We start from the raw sequence: 18,482 nt of genomic DNA on the forward strand, positions 1-18,482 counted from the left end.
CGATGGCTTTTCTAAGTTCCCTTGCCTTGTGAAGCAGTCTCTTTAAACATGCTATTTAGAGTTCTGATGAATGACGTAGAAATAAATCGTACTTATCCCTCTAACCAAACCTTAGCCACCTTTATTACCGCTTTGCGGATTGGGCATGGGTTTTCAACGGCAATAAGGGGTCGGTGTGGCTGCTCAGCATCAAAAATAATAAATTCATTTTCAGATAAATCGACAAACTGTTCATCAATAATATCTTCACTAAAAGCCAGATCTCGCTCTTCTAAATAATCTTCTGCGAGGCTTTGAAATGGATGCAGGCTAAAGCCAAAACGCTCTTCCCCTTCTAACACAATCTGTACATCAAGATATTTTTTATGAATTTCTGCTTTACGTTCATTTAGTGGTTGGCTGTGATCATCAACAATAAAGAAGAAAACCTCATCGCCTTCGAGTGTGTAGCGTCCATTACTTGGGTGAGTGGCTAGGTGTTGTTTGACAGTGTCGATGACATCTAAAAGTTTTGTGGGAAGCTGTGAATACTCTGCAAGCGCAGATAAATGGCCTTTAAACATGGTTTGCCTCTTGGTGGTTTTTCGACAAAAGATTACAGGAATTGAGAACCGATTGAATGGTTTCAACGACTAATTCATATCGTTTGGCTAACGGCGCGTGGCGTTTTGTGACCAAATAAAGGGGTTCTTGAATCTCTTCTGTCACGGGTAATACCGCCAGTTTATCTTGCTCAGAAAACAAACTCACGCAGCATTTCGGAACCACGCTAAAGCCGATTCCTTTCGCCACGGGCAGCAAAACTTGATGGACCTGATTAATGTAACTTTTGCTGGGAATGGAAGTGAGGTCGAGTTTGGCTAATTGTGGATCGTTGCTGTGTGAAAGATAAGCATGAAAATAGTGTTCTAAATCCGGATGACGTACCACACCTAAGCGAGGTAGGAGTTCCGTTAAGGGGAGGTGGCGATCATAGGTACTGGGTACCACAAACACTAAAGACTCAACGCCCACGATTTGGCTATCAAAATATTTGGTACTGGGTGGCTTAGTGACGAGACCGATATCAATCGCACCTTTATGAACTTGTTCATAAATTCTTTCATTAGGCGTAGCCTCTAATTCAATGGTCAGTTCCGGGTAAGTCATTTGCAGTTCAAGTAACGGTGAGTAGAGTAACCACGCTAGTGTGCCTGAACAACCGAGGGTACATTTCCCTTTAAAGGGTTCATCATGCCCCAGTTCTTGTAGCAATTGTTGCTCTTCTTCCAGCCATTTCTGTGCGTATTGGTAAACTTTTTTTCCGTGAATCGTTAGTTCAAACTGTTTATTAAAACGTTTGATAAGAGGGTAATGGCAGGCCGCCTCGAGCTTGGCAATATGTTGACTGACACCGGGTTGAGTCATATTGAGTTGTTCGGCAGTCTGGGTGAAGTGCCCGATATCGACCAGTGTTTTAAACGTTTTTAACCAAATTGGGTTGATCATGTGATAACCAAAAATTATTAACCTGAAAACATTTAATAATTTTTTATTTAACTTAGCAAGCGCTAGACTAGGTTTCCTAAATGGTTAAATCTGCTGATGAGAAGAGTTATGTCCGCGTTATTTGAATCTTTCCAGTTAAAATCTGTGACGTTAAAAAACCGTATTGCGATTCCTCCTATGTGCCAATACAGTGCAACGGATGGGGTAGCGAATGATTGGCACCAAGTTCACTATGCCGGCCTTGCTCGTGGTGGTGCTGGTTTGGTGATTGTTGAAGCTACGGCCGTTTCTCCTGAAGGGCGGATCACGCCTAAATGTTTAGGCATTTGGAATGAGGCTCAAGCACAAGAGTTAGCGAAACTGGCACAAACCATTAAAAGCAACGGCAGTGTACCGGGTATTCAAATTGGCCATGCTGGTAGAAAAGCCAGCGCCAACATTCCATGGCAAGGTGATGACCATATTGAAGGAGAAGGCGGCTGGGAAACCCTTTCACCTTCTGCCATTCCTTTTGGGGGGCATTTAGCAAAAGAACCTAAAGCGATGACTCTTGAAGATATTGAACGCGTCAAAGCCGATTTTGTGCAAGCGGCGCAACGGGCTTTAGCCGCGGGGTTTGAATGGCTTGAACTGCATTTTGCTCACGGTTACCTTGCGCAAAGCTTTTTCTCTGTTCACGCTAATCAGAGACAAGATGGTTACGGTGGTGATGCTAAGGCGCGTGGACGTTTCTTGTTAGAAACGTTGCAAGCAGTACGTGAAGTATGGCCAGAAACCTTACCGTTAACCGCTCGTTTGGGCGTGATAGAATTTGATGGTCGTGATGAAGAAACCTTGCAAGAAGCCATTGTCTTACTCAATGAGATGAAGGAAGTCGGGCTGGATATGGTGAACGTCAGTGTCGGCTTTTCGACGAAAGAGGCTAACATTCCTTGGGGGCCAGCGTTTTTGGCTCCGATAGCGGAACGTGTGAAAAAAGAGACGGGGCTTCCGGTCGCTTCCTCTTGGGGGATTGATAAAGCCGAAGATGCACAGCGAGTGGTAGCTGACGGTCAAATGGATTTAGTGATGATTGGCCGAGCCTATTTAGCCGACCCTCACTGGACTTATACGCTGGCGCGAAAACTGGGGGTTGATAAGCCATCTTGGACTTTACCCGCACCTTATGCACATTGGTTAGAGCGTTATGCTCTTACTGAGTGATTTTTTATACTTTTTTTGATTGATAAGTCGCACTGCATTTTGCATTGCGGCTTTATTTTATTCTCTGCGGCCTTGTTTGATTGGGCTGAACAGAAGGGATGAAAGCGCGGAGGGCTGTGAAGTTCACTTTTTGATTTTTGTTTTTTCGCGCTATGATTAGCGTGTCATTTCTATTTCTACACTGGTCATTATGAGCGATATCCCTCGCAGTTTTAGTCGACGTGATCTTTTTCGAGGCATGTTGGCCCGTGGTAAATCGGCTTACCAAGAAGCGGAAAACTTGCCAAAGCGTACCATTCCACGTCCTCCGGGAGCATTAGCGGAAGGGCTTTTTCGTGAATTGTGTGATGGCTGTGGTTTATGTGTTAAGGCCTGCCCAAATTCAGTCATTCAGTTAAATGAACCGTGGCCAGAGCTTTGCGTGGATTATAATCACTGTCAGTTATGTAGCCAGTGTGCTCAAGCCTGCCCGACAGGAGCGCTTCAGCCTGCTTCACAGACAGAATTGCTACCTACCTTTGCTAACCAGTGCCATAGCCGCTTATTGGGTTACTGTGAACTGTGTGTGGAACAGTGCCCAACGGCGGCGATTCAATGCCTACCGGATCAAAAACCGACCGTAGACCCTAGCTTGTGTCATGGGTGTGGACAGTGTCGCAGTGTTTGCCCTGCAAATGCCATTACTTGGAATATCAGAACCTAATGAATGGCTAGTAATACCAGCTTTTGTTAGCGGTTAATTCTGTTTTGTTGTTGATGTTACCGGTAATTCATCTTTAATTGATGATGATCATGGGGGAACATCATTGCTATTATTGATAATAGACCCATACATTGGAGGGTCTATGTCCACATCAATAATAAAAAAACTATTTACACGCCGTGAATTCATTCAGAGCTCTGTCGTGGCTTCTGGTGCCGCCGTTGCGGCCAGTTCAATCAGTTTGCCATTTAATGCCTTGGCGGCTAAAAGTGAAATGCCTTCGAGTGAAGAGCAGATCCGTTACAGTGCTTGCTTGGTGAACTGTGGTAGTCGTTGTCCATTTAAAGTACATGTTCGTGAGGGCGTGGCGGTCAAAATTTCCCCAGAAGATGGGGTAAATGAGGCCATTTTTGGTCAACACCAAATTCGTCCTTGCTTGCGTGGGCGCTCTGCCCGTTTTCGTACCTATAACCCCGATCGTTTGAAGTACCCAATGAAGAGAGTGGGTCAACGCGGTGAAGGTAAATTCAAACGCATCAGTTGGGATGAAGCAACCACTATTGTGGCCAATGAACTGCAACGAGTGATCAGCACTTATGGTAATGAAGCGATTTATTATCAATATGGCAGTGGAACAACAGGGGCAAACTTACAAGGGCGTAATACCTGTAAGCGCCTGCTGAATTTAGCCGGCGGCTTTTTGGATATGCACAATACCTATTCCGAAGCGCAGCTTAACCGAATTCAACCATTTGTTTTTGGACAAGCGGGGAATATCTATGGCACTGAGCAACAAACCTTATTTGCTGAGATCAAACATTCCGATTTAGTGGTGATGTTTGGCCAAAACTTGGCTGAAACTCGTATGTCTGGCGGTGGACAGATTGCGGAAATTTACCATGCACTGGAGCAAAGTGGCGCTAGGGTTATTTTGATTGATCCTCGTCGTACCGACAGTGTGACCGCATTTAATGCCGAATGGTTACCAATTCGTCCCGGAACGGATGCGGCATTGGTGGCGGCCATTGGGCATACCTTGATTAAAGAAAATCTGCTCGATGAGGCCATGCTTAACCAATATACCGTCGGTTGGAGTGAAGAAACCTTACCTGCCAGTGCGCCAGCGAACTCATCCTATAAAGCTTATATTCTTGGGCTTGGTGAAGATAAGATCGAAAAAACACCAGAATGGGCTGAAGCGTTAACCGAAATTCCGGCCCAACGTATTCGTGAATTGGCACGTGAAATTGCAGGAGCCAAAGCGGCCTGGATCTCTCAAGGGTGGGGTGTTCAGCGAACTCAAAATGGTGAACATGCTTCTCGTGCAATTATGATGCTACCTATTATGACTGGGCAGTTTGGTCGCCCTGGCACCAATATTGGTACTTGGGGAGGCAGTGTTAACTATCCGCTGGCAGGGCTGGCGATTCCAAACCCCGTCAAAGTCTCCATTCCTTGTTTCAGTTGGCTAGATGCCATTACTCGCGGCACGGAAATGACGGCAGAGAAAGATTATGTTCAAGGCCGAGATCGATTAGCCACCAATGTGAAATTTCTTTGGAATTATGCCTCGAACGTAACCGCTAACCAGCATTCGGATCTCAACCAAGTCGATAAAGTGCTGCGCGATGAATCTTTATGTGAATTTATTCTGGTTTGGGATAACCACATGACCGCTTCAGCGAAGTATGCCGATTTATTACTACCGGATGTTTCAACCTTAGAATCCGATGAGTTGATCAATAACTCATACCAATCTGGCTCGTATCACTATTTAGTACGTCTACAAAAAGCCATTGAGCCGATGTGGGAGAACCGTCCAACTTATGATGTGTTAGCTGACATTGCCGAAAAAATGGGCATTAAAGAGGCCTTTACTGAGGGACGGAGTTATCAAGAGTGGATCGAACATGCTTATAACCAAGTTCGCAAGCAAGAGCCTCATCTTCCGCCATTTGCAGAAACCGATGGTATGGGAGTGATTGATCGCCGAGTGGCAGATAGCAGTCAGCATATTGCGCTGAAAGCATTTCGTGATAACCCTCAGCAGCATCCATTAAAAACGCCATCAGGTAAAATTGAAATCTACTCTGAGCAGTTAGCTGAATTGGCGATGAAGTGGGAATTACTACCGGGTGATAAAATCTCCGCCATTCCGGAATATTGGCCCGCCGTTGAAGGTATTGAAGATAAGCCCATGTTAAGTAAGTACCCCTTACAGTTGACAGGCTTTCATACTAAAGGTCATTGCCACTCAACCTATTCATCGGTCGCGCAATTGAAAGAAGCTGCGCCCGATGTGTTATGGATGAATCCTATTGATGCACAAGCCCGAGGTATTCACACGGATGATTTTGTCGAAGTGTTTAATGATCGTGGACGGTTAAGAATTAAAGCCAAAGTTTCACCGCGCATTATGCCGGGGGTAACGGCGATGCCAGAAGGGGCATGGGCTCAGACCAATAAAGAAGGCGTGGATGTTGGTGGTTGTATTAACCGTTTGACCTCTCTACGACCAACGGCTTTAGCTAAAGGTAACCCACAACACACGAACTTGGTCGACGTTAAGCGCATCTAGGAGATTTTAAATGAAACAATACGGCTTTTTTGTCGACTCATCCAAATGTACTGGCTGTAAAACTTGCCAAATCAGTTGTAAAGATGAGAAGGCACTCGAAGTAGGCCCCAAATATCGCCGCGTGTATGAATACGGTGGGGGTGACTGGCAAAAAGTAGGAAATGCGTGGAAACAAGATACTTTCAATTACTATTTGTCTATTTCTTGTAACCACTGTGCGGATCCCGCTTGTGTAAAAGGCTGCCCAACGGGAGCGATGCATAAACGCCAAGAAGATGGGTTAGTGGTGGTGGATCAAGAGGTTTGTATCGGCTGTCGTTACTGTGAAATGCGCTGTCCTTATGGGGCTCCTCAGTTCGATGAGCAGAAGAAAGTGATGTCAAAATGTGATGGTTGCTATCAGCGTGTTGCACAAGGGCTGAAACCGGTTTGTGTTGAATCTTGCCCGCAACGGGCGCTCGATTTTGATGAGATTGAGATTCTACGAGCTAAATATGGGAATACCAATGCGGTTGCACCATTGCCTGATCCTCGATTAACCAAGCCAAGTTTAGTGATTAAAGCCCATGCCGATGCGCGAATGTCGGGCGATACCACCGGCGCTATTCAAAATCCATCAGAGGTTTAAACGATGCATGAATTACCTTTAGTTTTCTTTACCGTTTTAGGCCAGACTGCGGTTGGCATGATGTTGCTAGCATGGATTGCTGGCTTAATCGGGCAAATTACGCCCTCTCAACGGCATAAAATTAACCTGATTGGGTTAATTTTATTTGCGATAGGTATGGCGATTGGTGGCTTACACATGGGGCAGCCACAGCGGGCATTTAACTTACTATTTGGCTTATTACGTTCACCCATGAGTAATGAAATTGTACTCAGTGGCCTCTATTTTGGCTGTGCTTTGTTAACCGTTGCACTGAGTTTTCCTCGCGTACGTGAAATCGTAAAAATAAAGGCTAGGCTCACCATTTCCGACTCACTGCATCAAGGTTTAAATGGTTTAGCGGTATTACTGGGTTTAGTGTTTGCTTGGTCAATTACTCAGGTTTACCAATTAGAGACCGTTCCTGCGTGGAATAGTTACTATACCTCATTACATTTATGGTTGACGGTGCTGATTTCGGGTGGAATGGGCGCTTTAGCGTTAGGGGTTTATCGGCTTGGCAGCTTAGCGGTCATTGTGGGAACGATAACCGCTATTGCTACGCGTTCTGGCTACATGGGCTTTTTGAATGAACGCGTTCCCCATTTAGTGAGTGCACAAGAACCATTCTGGTTTATTTACCTTGCCGCGGTCATTCTGGCGCTGCTGGCCGCCGTATTAGGCGGTTTGAAAAAACAGCAAGTCAAACCTGTGCTATTGGGCAGCGCTATGCTGGTACTTGTGGGTGAATTTGCCGCTAGGATCACCTTTTATAACCTATGGTGGATAACCATGTAATCGCATGATAGGGCTATTTTTCAATAAATAACCTATTGTTCAATGAGTGAAATATGAACATTCAGCCTGTGCTTAGTCATGAAAATTGAGGAGTAACAGGCTGATTTTTTCGAATAGAAAGGAGAGCTTATGTTAGCGGTGGTTCCTCGAGTTTTAGGTAGCTTATTTTACTACCCACCACACAGCGTGCCGGCTTTGTCTGCTCAGCAAGATTTGCCGTCTTTAGCTGAGTACTTTTCTTGGGCAAATCCAGTACAAATTCATACTTTGTGCCAAGCATTACCGGAGCCTCAGTTAGAGCAATTTAGCCTGTTATTTGAAGGGATCGGGGAGATGCCAGCTCCGCCCTGGGGATCGGTGTATTTAGATCCAGAACAGATTGTCATGGGAGAGAGCACCCTCGCTTATCGCCAATTTTTGCAACAACACAGTATTGAAGTGCAACTCGCCAATCATGAGCCTGAAGATCAGTTTGGGTTGATGCTATTGGCATTGGCACATTTTCTTGAGCAAGAGCAAGATAGTGCAGCATTAGCCTTGCTAACCGATCACCTATTGCCATGGGCTGACCAATATTTACAGCAATTAAAGTCCGCTTGCTCAGAGACGGATTTTTATTATGGTTTGGCCATCATTGCAGAATGTTTTTTAACGCAGTTAAAAGCTCATGCAAGCGATAAGTCTTCATTTTCTCATGAAGGTATCGTAACCGAATGCTGACTGAAGTATGCCATGGCTTGTTCTTTTCCCATATAACGTGCGAGCGTTTGCCATGGCACTTGCCGTAAATCGACCACGATGAGGCCGTCTAGAGAGTCATTAAAATCTGGGTCAACATTAAAACAGGCAAGCTTGCCATTGAGCCCGAGATATTGACGCAGTAAAACAGGGATCCCTTTTCCTTCATCAATGCGTGCAATGACACGTGTCAGCAATTGTAAATCGGCTAAGGCTGAGAGTAAGCTTGCATTCCATGGCATCGGTGTCGTTGAGCTGAGAGGGTGACTAGCTCGGACCAACTCGGCTTGTGCTTGATCATAATAGTGCAACGTCATGGTGTCGGCTAATAGCTGACGAGTGAGTTCACTGTAGTCGCTACTGATACTCACTGGGCCAAATAGATGAGTATATTGTGGGTTTCTATACACATAGGTTGCAATTCCTTTCCACAATAGCAATAGGGGAGCGACACTTTTTTGATAGGTGATATCAATAACAGAACGCCCCATTTCAATGGATTTACCCATCGGTTGTAAAAAACGTGAATCATAATGAAACAACGTGCTGGTGTAGAGCCCATTTATTCCCTTTCTCGGTAGGATCGTATCCACCAATCCGAGGCGATAAGCCCCAACCACAGCCTGCTTAGCGTGATCCCAAATAAACAGATGAAGGTAGTCTCGATCAAAATGATCCAAGTCCAGCGCGAGCCCCGTTCCTTCACCGACATGGCGAAAATTAATTTCTCGTATTCTACCTATCTCATGCAAGATCGCTGGAATCTGCTCTGCATTGGCGCAGTAGACGCTAAAATCTTGATGATCTAATAAATGACATTCATCGGGAAGCCGCGTGATATCTTGCTGTAGGAACGAGCTGGGGATGGCGTCAACGACAGGAGGCAAGGTTCGATCTTGTTGCGTTTTATTACGAGAGAGGGTATTCGTGTTTTGCAGTAAATAGGTATTTAAGCGTAAATAATTGATGAGGGTGTGGTCTTCTAACTGATGAATCTCTTTAAACGTAATCACTTCTCCGATAAACAGTTCAATACATTGCTGCTTCTTATTGAGCAATTCACGCCCCAGCAGCAGTGTCCGCAGTAGTGGGTGTATCTTTCCTGCCATATAAAAGCGTTTAGAATTTTGACCATCAATATAAATAGGAACAACGTTAGCCTGATGCTTTTTGATTAGACGACTGACGGAGTGGCTCCATTCTCGGTCTTCCAGCCGCTTCTGTTTGTGGTCAACCCAGTGGGAAACCTCTCCTGCCGGAAAGATAAGCAGTACGCCACCTTGAGCAAGGTGCTTGTGCGCTTGACGTAAGGCGATCACATTGGTGTTATTGGTGGCTCCCTCGGTAAAGACATCCACGCCGATAAACAGGGCATCAAGTTCTGGCACGGTTTTTAAATAGTGATTTGCCAAAATTTTCACATCGCTGCGTCTTGCCAGCAATAACTTCGCTAAGATAATGCCTTCTACACAGCCTAATGGATGGTTGGCAACCACCACCGTAGCCCCGGTTTCTGGGAGATGGGAAAGTGCCCCTTTACGGACTTGATAATCAATCCCTAAAACATCAAGTGTAAAGCGTAAAAATTGTTCCGTAGTACAGAGCGCTGGTCGTTGAGCATAAAATTCATCCAGTTTGCTCAGGCCGGTTGCCCACTCTGCAAAGTGTTCGGCAAGGCCAAAAGGGGTTTTTCTGGGTAGCTTAAACGGGCTAGTGGGTAGCATAACGTCCTCACAAACTTGTGCTTGTGACGTTATGCTAAAAGTGGTTAATGTCAGTAACGCTGCATAGCGATGAAACTTTTGTGTCGCTGTTAAGCATTAAGCAGTCAGTGCCAGCCTTAAAGCAAAGAGGACAAACAGCGAACCAATGAAGGTATTGGACATTTTGGCTAATTTTTGATTTTGTTTCACTTTATTGGTGATGCCAAACCCAGCAAAAATCAGCACGGAAAGGTAGAGCATGCTGCATAGTTCCAGTATCGAACCCAAAACCAAAAAAGAGAGCCCAGTGCTTTCAGCATTAAAATCGATGAATTGAATAAAGAAAGAGACGTAGAAAATGATCATTTTCGGATTCAATACACTCAGCCCCAAGGCTTTTAGGTAAAGACCTTGGTGCTTTTTGCCTACGTTATTACGTTCTATGGCTTGATCACGTTGACGGAAACTGTGAATAATGGTTTTCGCTCCAAGATAGAAGAGGTATGCCGCCCCCATATATTGGATAACATGGAAGAGCAGGGGGGAATTTTTAACGAGAGTCGCCACCCCTAAAAAAGCGAAAAAGATCAGTAAAGCATCCCCAGTAAACACGCCAAGAGCCGCTTTATACCCGCCTTTCACCCCATGTTTAGCACTGGCCGTTAATACAAAGATAGAGTTAGGGCCGGGGACGATCACAATCAAAAAGACGCCGACTAAATAAGCCCAAAGATTAATAATTCCGATATTTTCCAACATACCACTCTCGCAAAAACAACATCGATAAAGTCAATGCACACCAGCGTGCGATGAGCTCATGTTTTCCATTGTTCGATGATCAATGATGTGAACAACATCGGTAATCCATCTTGTCATGGCCATTGAAAAGGGGAGGCCAGTGCACAGATGTCGAGTTACTCGATGGGGTGGCATTCAAACGGAATGTCGTCTCAATGGAGTGAGCTTGTGCGTATGATAACGTTCTTTATTATTTTTGAAATATCTGTTTAATTATTTTCTATATTATGGTTCTTATATCTAGATAATTGCTTTAATTGTGGTTTTAATGTCTGATTTCTAGTTTTAAATTGAAGTTATATTTTGATTTTTCTTTTGGGTTTGGATGGGTGCTGTTTTTGTTCATGATTTGGATAAATCATCCAGTTTTTCGATTGTTATTGGTGGTTTTTTCTGTATTTTACTGAGTTTATAGTTGTTTTGATTTTGAATTGGCTGATTGAGTAGATGAAAGGGGAGGTGTTCTCCCCTAAACCATCAGTTAATGCTGTTTTAATACGGAAGCTAAACAGTGAGCGGCTTTCATTAGTTCTTGCTCAGTTGAATTGGTGAAATTAAGCCGCAACGCCGCAGGGGCTTCATCTGGATCAGGGTAAAAAACAGGGCTAGGAACAACCGCAACCCCTTCAGCCAGTAGCTGTTTAGCCAGTTCAAAAGTGTCACACTCAGGAATGGAGAGCCAGATAAACATGCCGCCATCTATAGGGTTCAGTTCACAGCCTTCAGGTAATTCGCTTTTCAGAGCATTAAATAACACTTCATAACGTGCGCGGTATAGTGTACGAATCTGCTCTAGGTGTTCCGGAAATTTAGGGTTGGCGAGTAAGCCATGTAGCAAGGCTTGCATGGGAACACTGGAATGAAGGTCGGCCCCTTGTTTAACTTTAATCATTGGCGCTAAATAGGAGGGCAAGCCTGAAACGGCCCCTAATCTTAACCCCGGAGAGGCAATTTTAGAAAAAGAGCGCAAAACAATGGATTGATCTGGACAGAAATCAGAGACCAATGGGTAGACTTCACCGGCAAAACGTAATTCACGGTAAGGGACATCTTCCACTAAAACGACATTAAATGTTTTACAGAGTTCAGCTACTTTTTTACGTGTATTCAAACTCCAGCTGATACCTGTGGGGTTATGAAAATCCGGGACAGCATAAAACATTTTAGGCTGTTGAGATTGGAAGCACTGTGCTAACTCTTCAAGGTTTGGTCCTTCAGGTGTTTGCGTAACCGTGACAATGTGAGCTTGAGCTAACCCAAACACTTGCATTGCACCTAAGTAGCTAGGTGCTTCCATAACAACTTTATCCGCAGGGTTAATATAAGCCCGAGCAATGAGATCTAACCCTTGCTGTGATCCTGTTGTTATCATGACCTCATGGCTTGCGGGCAGAGCAAACGCATTTTTTAGAAAGTCGATGAGTGGGCTATAACCTGCGGTTGCGCCATACTGAAAAACGTGAGGATGCTCGGCTAGCCCCACGAGTGTGGATCGCATTAGCTCAATGGGAAAGGTTGCTTCATCCGGTAACCCTCCCGCTAAAGAGATCACCTTGCTATCACTGGCCGCCGCGAGGATTTCACGGATATAGGATGATTTCACTTGTTGTAACGACTCTGCGATGTCCATGTTTGATTCCTGTATTCTATTTTTATGCCTCGCATAGTACGATTGGTAGCATAAAATTGTTTGTCCATTTATGCTCAAGTGCATCTTTATGGGTATTATTTAACCGATGAATTCACAGCATGTTTCGCGTATCAATGATGTTCTTTATTACATTCATCAAGATATTGCGAATGACTTGTCAGCAAAGAAATTAGCCGACTTAGCCGCATATTCAGAACAACATTTTCACCGTGTTTTTAAACGTGTTGTGGGGGAAGCCGTACACCAATATATCCGCCGAACACGAATGGAGTATGCTGCCAACCAATTAATGTTTGATGCACAAACTCCGGTTATTGATATTGCAAACAAATGCGGATTTAGCTCACTTTCTTCTTTTTCTAAAGCATTTAAAGCAGAGTTTCAGGTCGCTCCGGGCCAATGGCGGCATGGAGAAGGGATTTCGTCAACACGAGCACCTATCCAGGATAGCGATGTGGCGGAAGGCTATCGACGAGTGGCCAATCTTATTTTACCAAGGCCAAAAATCATAGAAACTCAGCCTCGCTTGACGGCTTATATCCGGCATCAAGGTTATAATCGTTCGATTCGTGACTCTTGGAATGCATTAATTCATTGGGCGAAGGAAGAACAGCGAGATATGACTCAGCAGTTTGGACTCCACCATTCAAACCCCGCTTGGGTTGAATTAGATAAATGTCGTTATGTCGCCTGCTTGGAAATTCATAAACCAGTAAAATTGAGAGGGGTGGTGAACCAGTTAACGATCCCCGGCGGCTTACATGCGGTATTTCGGCTGCAAGGTCGTTATGGCGAATTATTACCTCAAGTGAGCCAGATTTTTGAAAAGTGGTTGCCTCAATCACGTTATAAATTGCGCTCAACTCCTGCTTATGTTCACTATCATAAAAATCATTTTCTCAGCCTTGATGAACGATTTGAAATTGACTTCTATCTGCCGATCAGCATTTTTTGATAAGAGAATTCAAGTACCTAGTGGTATTTTGTATCATCTCCTCAAAGGCTTTTTTTTCAGGAAGAAGATTTCTGAGATAGTTCTCGATACTACGTGGCGAAGCCCGATCATCGAAAGGGATGTGTGGCGAAATTGGGAAACCAGTGTGTTTCCATTCATCTTCATAGATGAATGAGAACTCGGTTTCTGTCCCGACAGGAAGAATCAAACGACCAATTTTGGTATTCGTACCGATAAACACGTCTAACTGTTGTAACTTACTCATACCAACCGTCTTCATTGCTTCTCACGCTGTTTTCAACTTGGGAGGTTATTTGGCTATGTGGACGAACAAATAGGTTTAAATCGATAAGGCGTAAAGATAGCCCTAAGATGTCCATGAGGACGAGTACATTGGCAAAGGTGACACTGGTATCGCCTTTTTCTACTTTCATGACTGTTCTACGAGATAGGTTGGCTTTTGAAGCGAGATCATCATCTATCGGTGCGCTTTGAGCGAATGGCGCTCCCCAGCGTTTCCATACTGAACTCGGTATTCAAATCAGGCATAGGTTGTGTCTTTACCATCTTACCTTTTCTCATAAGTGTCTTTTAATGTACTTTTGTCACTGTTGGGTTCGTCTTAACATATAAGTTCACTATAACTCACTTTTGTAGTGGCTGTATAAGAAATTATCTATAAGTGCAATTTAAGTTACTTATGGTTGGTTTGCGAGTTTAATACCTCTCTTTGTTCTCTATGAGAGAGTTTTATCAGCCAGAAGGACACATTTGGCAACAGCGTAGTATTCGGATTAGTATTGGAAGAAGGCAGAGAAGAGTACGTGATCGGAATGCTTGTCTGACCCAAAATCGTCAGGTACAAAAAAGGTTAGTAAACACTACGCTTACTAACCTTCTAAAATTTGGTGGCCCTCCCAGACTCAATTTTGTATTTTAACTTATTGTTAAATAAAAGTTTTACTGGTTTTCATTTTATTCATTGGTACATTTGGTGGTACATCACGAAGAAACCAACAGCATCGTTCTTTCAAAATCAGAGTGATTTACGAAAAATCTTGGCTAGATCACATTGCAATTAGCCTGAACCTAATCGCTCCACTGTTTTGGATGAAAGCGTAACTATGTTGTTCTGCCGCTTCATTGACTTAACAGATCAGCATATATTCTTTCTTTAGATAAAAAACGTCTTAAACGATCATCTTGCTGTCCTTGCTGTCCTTGCTGTCCTTGCTGTCCTTGCTGTCCTTGCTGTTCTTGCTGTTCTTGCTGTTCTTGGTGAGTTTGAGTTGCTTGAAGATTGTCGTTGGAATCTTGATCTACATTGCCCTCTTTAGCATTTTTTCGATTTTCCAATTCTCTATCGATCAACTTTTTAAGCTTGGCCTTAATCTCATTTTTTCCATCGCTGCCAGTAAGCTCGATCAACTTAGCCCAATCCACCTCACTGAATGTTAGTGTTTTTTCTTCTTTAGTCGTCTTTGGTACTTTACCTTTTGCTTTGTCCCTTTTACTTCTATTGAATTTCTCAACCAATTTGTTTTCTAACTGTTTAAACGTGTCTGGATCGTTCGTCGCACAAAGTACATCGAAAATACACATGATTGTTTGCTTTTGCTTATCGATATCCTCTGTCATGGATAACCCGGTGTATGGGTATTTTTTTGTTAAATATCGGTAATACCGATTGATTAACTCAGCGTCATCTGTTTTAAAGGCTTTTCTATCTGCATTTCTGTTAACGAAAACAGTCTCATATAGGTTTTCTATATCCTCAAGTAAGCGGTATGTGCTTTTCTGTTCCCTTGGTGATCTTGAGGTGATGATGACTTCTAGTGCACTAACAAGATTCTCGTAGGTCGAGAGGTTTTTGTTTGGACAGATTTTGCTTAGCGGTTCTAGGTAGTCGGTGTCTTTAAGTAAGTATTTTACTGCTGAAAAACTTTGTGATTTGGATTGATCTTTTGACTCTGACTTGGCTTCGAAAGAAAATTCAGTTACAGGGTAGCTAAGCTCTGTGTTGCCTGTGTCAACTATGGCACGAGCGATAACAACAAAAAAGTAAAGGGCCCTTGGCTCTCTATCTAGCCATCCGATGTGATTGCTAAATTCATAACTAATCTCTCTTGATTGAGCAAAAAGCTCGTCAATACAATCGCCTAGTTTATATTCTTCCCTCTCGGATAAGTGTCCGCTATCTAGTTTTTCTCTCGCGATTCTTAATTTATTACTAATCAACTCACTTAATGTTAATTCAAGGTTAGCCTTCTTGTGATTATTAAGACTAGTAATTGTTTCGCTATATCCAAGTTCTGTTTCAATGATTCTAATATATCGTTTTAATTCGTTTTCAGTTGATTTTTTTATTAATTCTAAATAGCGATATGAACTCATCCTGAATCCTTACGTAAGACTTTTGTGGGAATGTTGTAAGAAATATACAGGTTTTTTTACAGATTTACAGTGGTTTTTTTGTTTTTTAGTGTGGGATTGATGTTGTTTTTATGTTGGTTTTTGCCGTTTCTGTGTTTTCTTAATTAGTCAACTTTTTTTGGAAAAAAATTAGTGAGTGAGATTGACCTTTCAAATGTTAATTTTATTTACTTGAATTCTTACTGCTATGTCAATCATTATATTAGCATGATTGAAATTTAATGTAATATTAATTTTTAAGTTTCGAGTTTGTGATTTATGATGAAAGTAATATATGGGTGGTGAAATAGATGGTGTAAGTTGAGTTTGATATTATTATTGGCAATTGGATCTGAATTTATGCTATGGTTTTGGTGTGGAAGTTATTTTCAACTTGTTGGTATAGGTAATATACATAAACCCACCAACTACTAAAATTAACGTTACTCCCTGTGTGTATGAGAGACACACGAATAGGGATAACAACACCATGAATCACCAGTACACATCTGAAGACAAGTTCAATAACTACGACCTACCTCAACCAACAAAACGAAAGCAACGATTCTTCTATCGTAAGTTTTACCTCTACAAGATTTCTCAATTGATAGAGAAAGCATTGAAGTATCATCCTAGGCTATCCGTCTTTCGGATAGACCTACACTTACCCGAAGATTTCGATGATGCAGATTCGAAAGTCATCACTCGATTCTTCAAATCTCTAAATGCCAAACTGGACGTAGATATAAAACGTAAAGAGAAAAGCTGGGGAAGGGGGTTAAAGAACAAGACCAGTTACATCTGGGCAAAAGAGAAGAATACCTCTGAGCAGTACCACTACCACGTTGCACTCTTCCTGAACAAAGATATCTATTATCAACTCGGGGATGTAGGAGCGTCAGACGGCTCTCTAGCCGACTTGATTAAGCGAGCTTGGTGCAGTGCTATCAAACAGGAGAAACCAGCACTAGTTCATTTCTGCAAAAATGGTGTGTATCGCTTAAACCTGAAAGCATCAGATATTGAACAATCGAAGAATGAGCTATTCAAAAGGGTGTGCTATTTCGCGAAACCTAACTCAAAGGTATACGAAGGGACTATGAGAAACTTCGCAACTAGCTCTTAATCCCCTTAAAAATTACGTTGGAAACAGTTCCTGTGGGAATCACAACAAACCACAGGAACCAATCATGACTCATCAACTCAACGTGGCTCATCAACGAGCCCACATCATCACTCATGATAGAACATTCAATGGGAAACCACTCTACTACTTTGAAGATGGTCTCGTTCTCGAATACCTAGAGAAGACCGACCGAGTACTGACTGAAGCACTAAATCAATATCCAAGAATCTATGCTGTTCACATCAACCTAAATCTACCGAGTGACTTTGAGGGTGATTACCTAGCGGTGTTTGCTCATTTCTTTCGTATTTTAGAATCGGAGACTAATGAGCTCTGTAGAGACAAATACACCGACAGAACTTATCAATACCAGCAAACGGTCATTCGCTATATCTGGACGAAGGCGAGTGAGTCCGCCAGCCAGCATCATCATCTTATCTTGCTCTTTGATAGGGATATCTTTCAAAACTTAGGCACTGGACGAGAGGGATGGGGGCGTTTTATCTACAAAAAAGTGAGGAAGACATGGGATAGGGTGGTTGAAGCTAATTACAGCCACCCATGCTCTGGATTAGCGTATTCCCCGACTAATGAGGGCTTTGAACTATTCTCCGATACAGAATCGTTTCCGTTGCAGTTAAACGAATTCTTCTATCGAATCAGTCGTCTCGCGAAGCCCATTACCAACTTGAACGATCACCGGAACAAGGGCTTTGGTTGCAGTCACGACTGACCTTAAAAAAATACAACGCGAGTAATGCCTATGTCATTAACACACAAAAGGTATTACTCATGGCGAATAGAACCTACCTTCCAAGCATTACCCTGGATAGAACGTTTGAAGATTACCCGCTGTATTACAGCGACAAGGGGTTATACGAATCAGCACTGACCTCAATGGTCGATGTCTTTGAACAGGCACTCAGTCAGTTTGACATCGCTCTCGCTACACGTCTGGACTTATACCTGCCTAAAGATCATCAAGACACTGATCTCAGTACCCTTAAGGACTACTTTGAAATCTTAAAAGAGAAGCTGAACACCGATTCGTTGCATTACGTGTGGCGTAAGCGAGCGGATAGCCGTTCGCACCATTATCAAGTGATGTTGTTTACTGATTATAAACAGCATTTTGGTGATGTTATTTCCATGGACAAGCGTAATGAAATTGTGGGGCATCTGAAAACAGCTTGGGGAGAAACGATGAAAAAGCACTACAAAGGTAATGAGCGTTCAATGGTCCAACTGAACGACCGAGGGAATTATAGCTTGGGCACACGCTGTAAGAGCACAGACACTGACATAAAGAACTGCGTCTATAAACGGATGAGCAGTCTTGCTGAAGCGTGGCAAGAAAAGCGTTATTTCTTTGGCTCTAGCTTGGAGTAGACCGACTGCATTTTTTTACAGTTGCGGCTTATCACATGGGTATATACAAGAGGAGACAATTCCCATGAGATTTCTACGACTAAAAGAAGTGATGTCACTAACAGGACTAGGCCGTTCAACTATCTACAAGTTCATGGCTGATGACACCGATTTTCCTAAAAGTGTCCCACTCGGCGGACGAGCGGTAGCTTGGGTCGAAAGTGAAATCGAGGAATGGATGGAGCAACGTCTAGCACTGCGAGACAACCAAGAATCCTTTCAGTAACACAAACATCAACAGGGCGCTGGCTAAGC

At 43.2% G+C, this 18,482-nt stretch carries 17 protein-coding genes and 2 pseudogenes; 11 read left to right on the top strand and 8 right to left on the bottom strand.

What is annotated here, in order from left to right:
• Positions 1 to 92: 92 nt before the first annotated feature.
• Together B5D54_RS10815 and B5D54_RS10820 are read right to left on the bottom strand one after the other, a co-directional pair.
• Positions 93 to 563: a NanQ anomerase/TabA/YiaL family protein gene (locus B5D54_RS10815; protein WP_078926562.1), complete on the bottom strand. Its 471-nt coding sequence runs from the start codon at positions 561 to 563 to the stop codon at positions 93 to 95.
• Positions 556 to 1,488 carry a LysR family transcriptional regulator gene (locus B5D54_RS10820; protein ID WP_078926564.1) on the bottom strand — a complete coding sequence of 311 codons (933 nt, stop codon included), beginning with the start codon at positions 1,486 to 1,488 and terminating at the stop codon, positions 556 to 558. The genes B5D54_RS10815 and B5D54_RS10820 overlap by 8 nt, the downstream gene beginning before the upstream one ends.
• 108 nt (positions 1,489 to 1,596) lie before the next feature.
• Here B5D54_RS10820 and B5D54_RS10825 point away from each other — a divergent pair, with 108 nt between their 5' ends.
• The 6 genes from B5D54_RS10825 to B5D54_RS10850 all read left to right on the top strand — a co-directional run bounded on the left by B5D54_RS10825 (position 1,597) and on the right by B5D54_RS10850 (position 8,136).
• The gene (locus B5D54_RS10825; protein WP_078926565.1) at positions 1,597 to 2,691 is read left to right on the top strand and encodes an NADH:flavin oxidoreductase/NADH oxidase; all 1,095 of its coding nucleotides are present in this window, start codon (positions 1,597 to 1,599) and stop codon (positions 2,689 to 2,691) included.
• A 190-nt stretch (positions 2,692 to 2,881) separates the two neighbouring features.
• The gene (locus tag B5D54_RS10830) at positions 2,882 to 3,394 is read left to right on the top strand and encodes a 4Fe-4S binding protein (RefSeq protein WP_078926566.1); all 513 of its coding nucleotides are present in this window, start codon (positions 2,882 to 2,884) and stop codon (positions 3,392 to 3,394) included.
• 142 nt (positions 3,395 to 3,536) lie between these two features.
• The gene (locus tag B5D54_RS10835) at positions 3,537 to 5,972 is read left to right on the top strand and encodes a DMSO/selenate family reductase complex A subunit (protein WP_078926567.1); all 2,436 of its coding nucleotides are present in this window, start codon (positions 3,537 to 3,539) and stop codon (positions 5,970 to 5,972) included.
• A gap of 10 nt (positions 5,973 to 5,982) precedes the next feature.
• On the top strand, positions 5,983 to 6,600 hold the full coding sequence (locus B5D54_RS10840; RefSeq protein ID WP_078926568.1) for a DMSO/selenate family reductase complex B subunit: 618 nt from the start codon (positions 5,983 to 5,985) through the stop codon (positions 6,598 to 6,600).
• A gap of 3 nt (positions 6,601 to 6,603) precedes the next feature.
• Positions 6,604 to 7,416 carry a dimethyl sulfoxide reductase anchor subunit family protein gene (locus B5D54_RS10845; protein ID WP_078926569.1) on the top strand — a complete coding sequence of 271 codons (813 nt, stop codon included), beginning with the start codon at positions 6,604 to 6,606 and terminating at the stop codon, positions 7,414 to 7,416.
• 129 nt (positions 7,417 to 7,545) lie between these two features.
• On the top strand, positions 7,546 to 8,136 hold the full coding sequence (locus tag B5D54_RS10850; RefSeq protein WP_078926570.1) for a molecular chaperone TorD family protein: 591 nt from the start codon (positions 7,546 to 7,548) through the stop codon (positions 8,134 to 8,136).
• Here the strand turns inward: B5D54_RS10850 and B5D54_RS10855 are convergent.
• The 3 genes from B5D54_RS10855 to B5D54_RS10865 all read right to left on the bottom strand — a co-directional run bounded on the left by B5D54_RS10855 (position 8,109) and on the right by B5D54_RS10865 (position 12,285).
• Positions 8,109 to 9,878: a bifunctional lysophospholipid acyltransferase family protein/GNAT family N-acetyltransferase gene (locus B5D54_RS10855; protein ID WP_078926572.1), complete on the bottom strand. Its 1,770-nt coding sequence runs from the start codon at positions 9,876 to 9,878 to the stop codon at positions 8,109 to 8,111. The genes B5D54_RS10850 and B5D54_RS10855 overlap by 28 nt on opposite strands.
• A 96-nt stretch (positions 9,879 to 9,974) precedes the next feature.
• On the bottom strand, positions 9,975 to 10,616 hold the full coding sequence (gene leuE, locus B5D54_RS10860) for a leucine efflux protein LeuE (RefSeq protein ID WP_078926574.1): 642 nt from the start codon (positions 10,614 to 10,616) through the stop codon (positions 9,975 to 9,977).
• 520 nt (positions 10,617 to 11,136) lie between these two features.
• Positions 11,137 to 12,285: an aminotransferase-like domain-containing protein gene (locus B5D54_RS10865; RefSeq protein ID WP_078926576.1), complete on the bottom strand. Its 1,149-nt coding sequence runs from the start codon at positions 12,283 to 12,285 to the stop codon at positions 11,137 to 11,139.
• 106 nt (positions 12,286 to 12,391) lie between these two features.
• Between B5D54_RS10865 and B5D54_RS10870 the strand changes: the two genes are divergently transcribed.
• Entirely contained in the window at positions 12,392 to 13,261 is an 870-nt protein-coding gene (locus tag B5D54_RS10870; protein WP_078926578.1) for an AraC family transcriptional regulator, read from the top strand.
• A 19-nt stretch (positions 13,262 to 13,280) separates the two neighbouring features.
• Here B5D54_RS10870 and B5D54_RS10875 read toward each other — a convergent pair.
• From B5D54_RS10875 to B5D54_RS10885, 3 genes and pseudogenes are all read right to left on the bottom strand, one after another.
• Positions 13,281 to 13,526, bottom strand: a pseudogene (locus B5D54_RS10875) (HipA N-terminal domain-containing protein); the annotation flags it as partial.
• Positions 13,519 to 13,843: pseudogene (locus tag B5D54_RS10880) on the bottom strand (helix-turn-helix domain-containing protein). The pseudogenes B5D54_RS10880 and B5D54_RS10875, both read right to left, overlap by 8 nt.
• Before the next feature lie 558 nt (positions 13,844 to 14,401).
• Positions 14,402 to 15,655: a hypothetical protein gene (locus B5D54_RS10885; RefSeq protein WP_078926580.1), complete on the bottom strand. Its 1,254-nt coding sequence runs from the start codon at positions 15,653 to 15,655 to the stop codon at positions 14,402 to 14,404.
• 508 nt (positions 15,656 to 16,163) lie between these two features.
• On the opposite strand from B5D54_RS10885, the gene B5D54_RS10890 reads away from it, so the two are divergent.
• The 4 genes from B5D54_RS10890 (at position 16,164) to B5D54_RS10905 (ending at position 18,453) form a co-directional block, all read left to right on the top strand.
• Positions 16,164 to 16,799, top strand: coding sequence for an inovirus Gp2 family protein (locus B5D54_RS10890; protein WP_078926581.1), 636 nt, complete (start codon positions 16,164 to 16,166; stop codon positions 16,797 to 16,799).
• Positions 16,800 to 16,863: 64 nt separating this feature from the next.
• Positions 16,864 to 17,532, top strand: coding sequence for an inovirus Gp2 family protein (locus B5D54_RS10895; RefSeq protein ID WP_078926582.1), 669 nt, complete (start codon positions 16,864 to 16,866; stop codon positions 17,530 to 17,532).
• 59 nt (positions 17,533 to 17,591) lie between these two features.
• Positions 17,592 to 18,188: a YagK/YfjJ domain-containing protein gene (locus B5D54_RS10900; RefSeq protein ID WP_078926583.1), complete on the top strand. Its 597-nt coding sequence runs from the start codon at positions 17,592 to 17,594 to the stop codon at positions 18,186 to 18,188.
• 64 nt (positions 18,189 to 18,252) lie between these two features.
• A complete protein-coding gene (locus B5D54_RS10905) occupies positions 18,253 to 18,453 on the top strand; it encodes an AlpA family transcriptional regulator (protein WP_078926584.1) in 201 nt (66 codons plus the stop codon).
• Positions 18,454 to 18,482 lie beyond the last annotated feature (29 nt).

Origin of the sequence: Vibrio cincinnatiensis DSM 19608 (assembly GCF_900167345.1) — a bacterium.
Taxonomy (GTDB): Bacteria; Pseudomonadota; Gammaproteobacteria; order Enterobacterales; family Vibrionaceae; genus Vibrio; species Vibrio cincinnatiensis.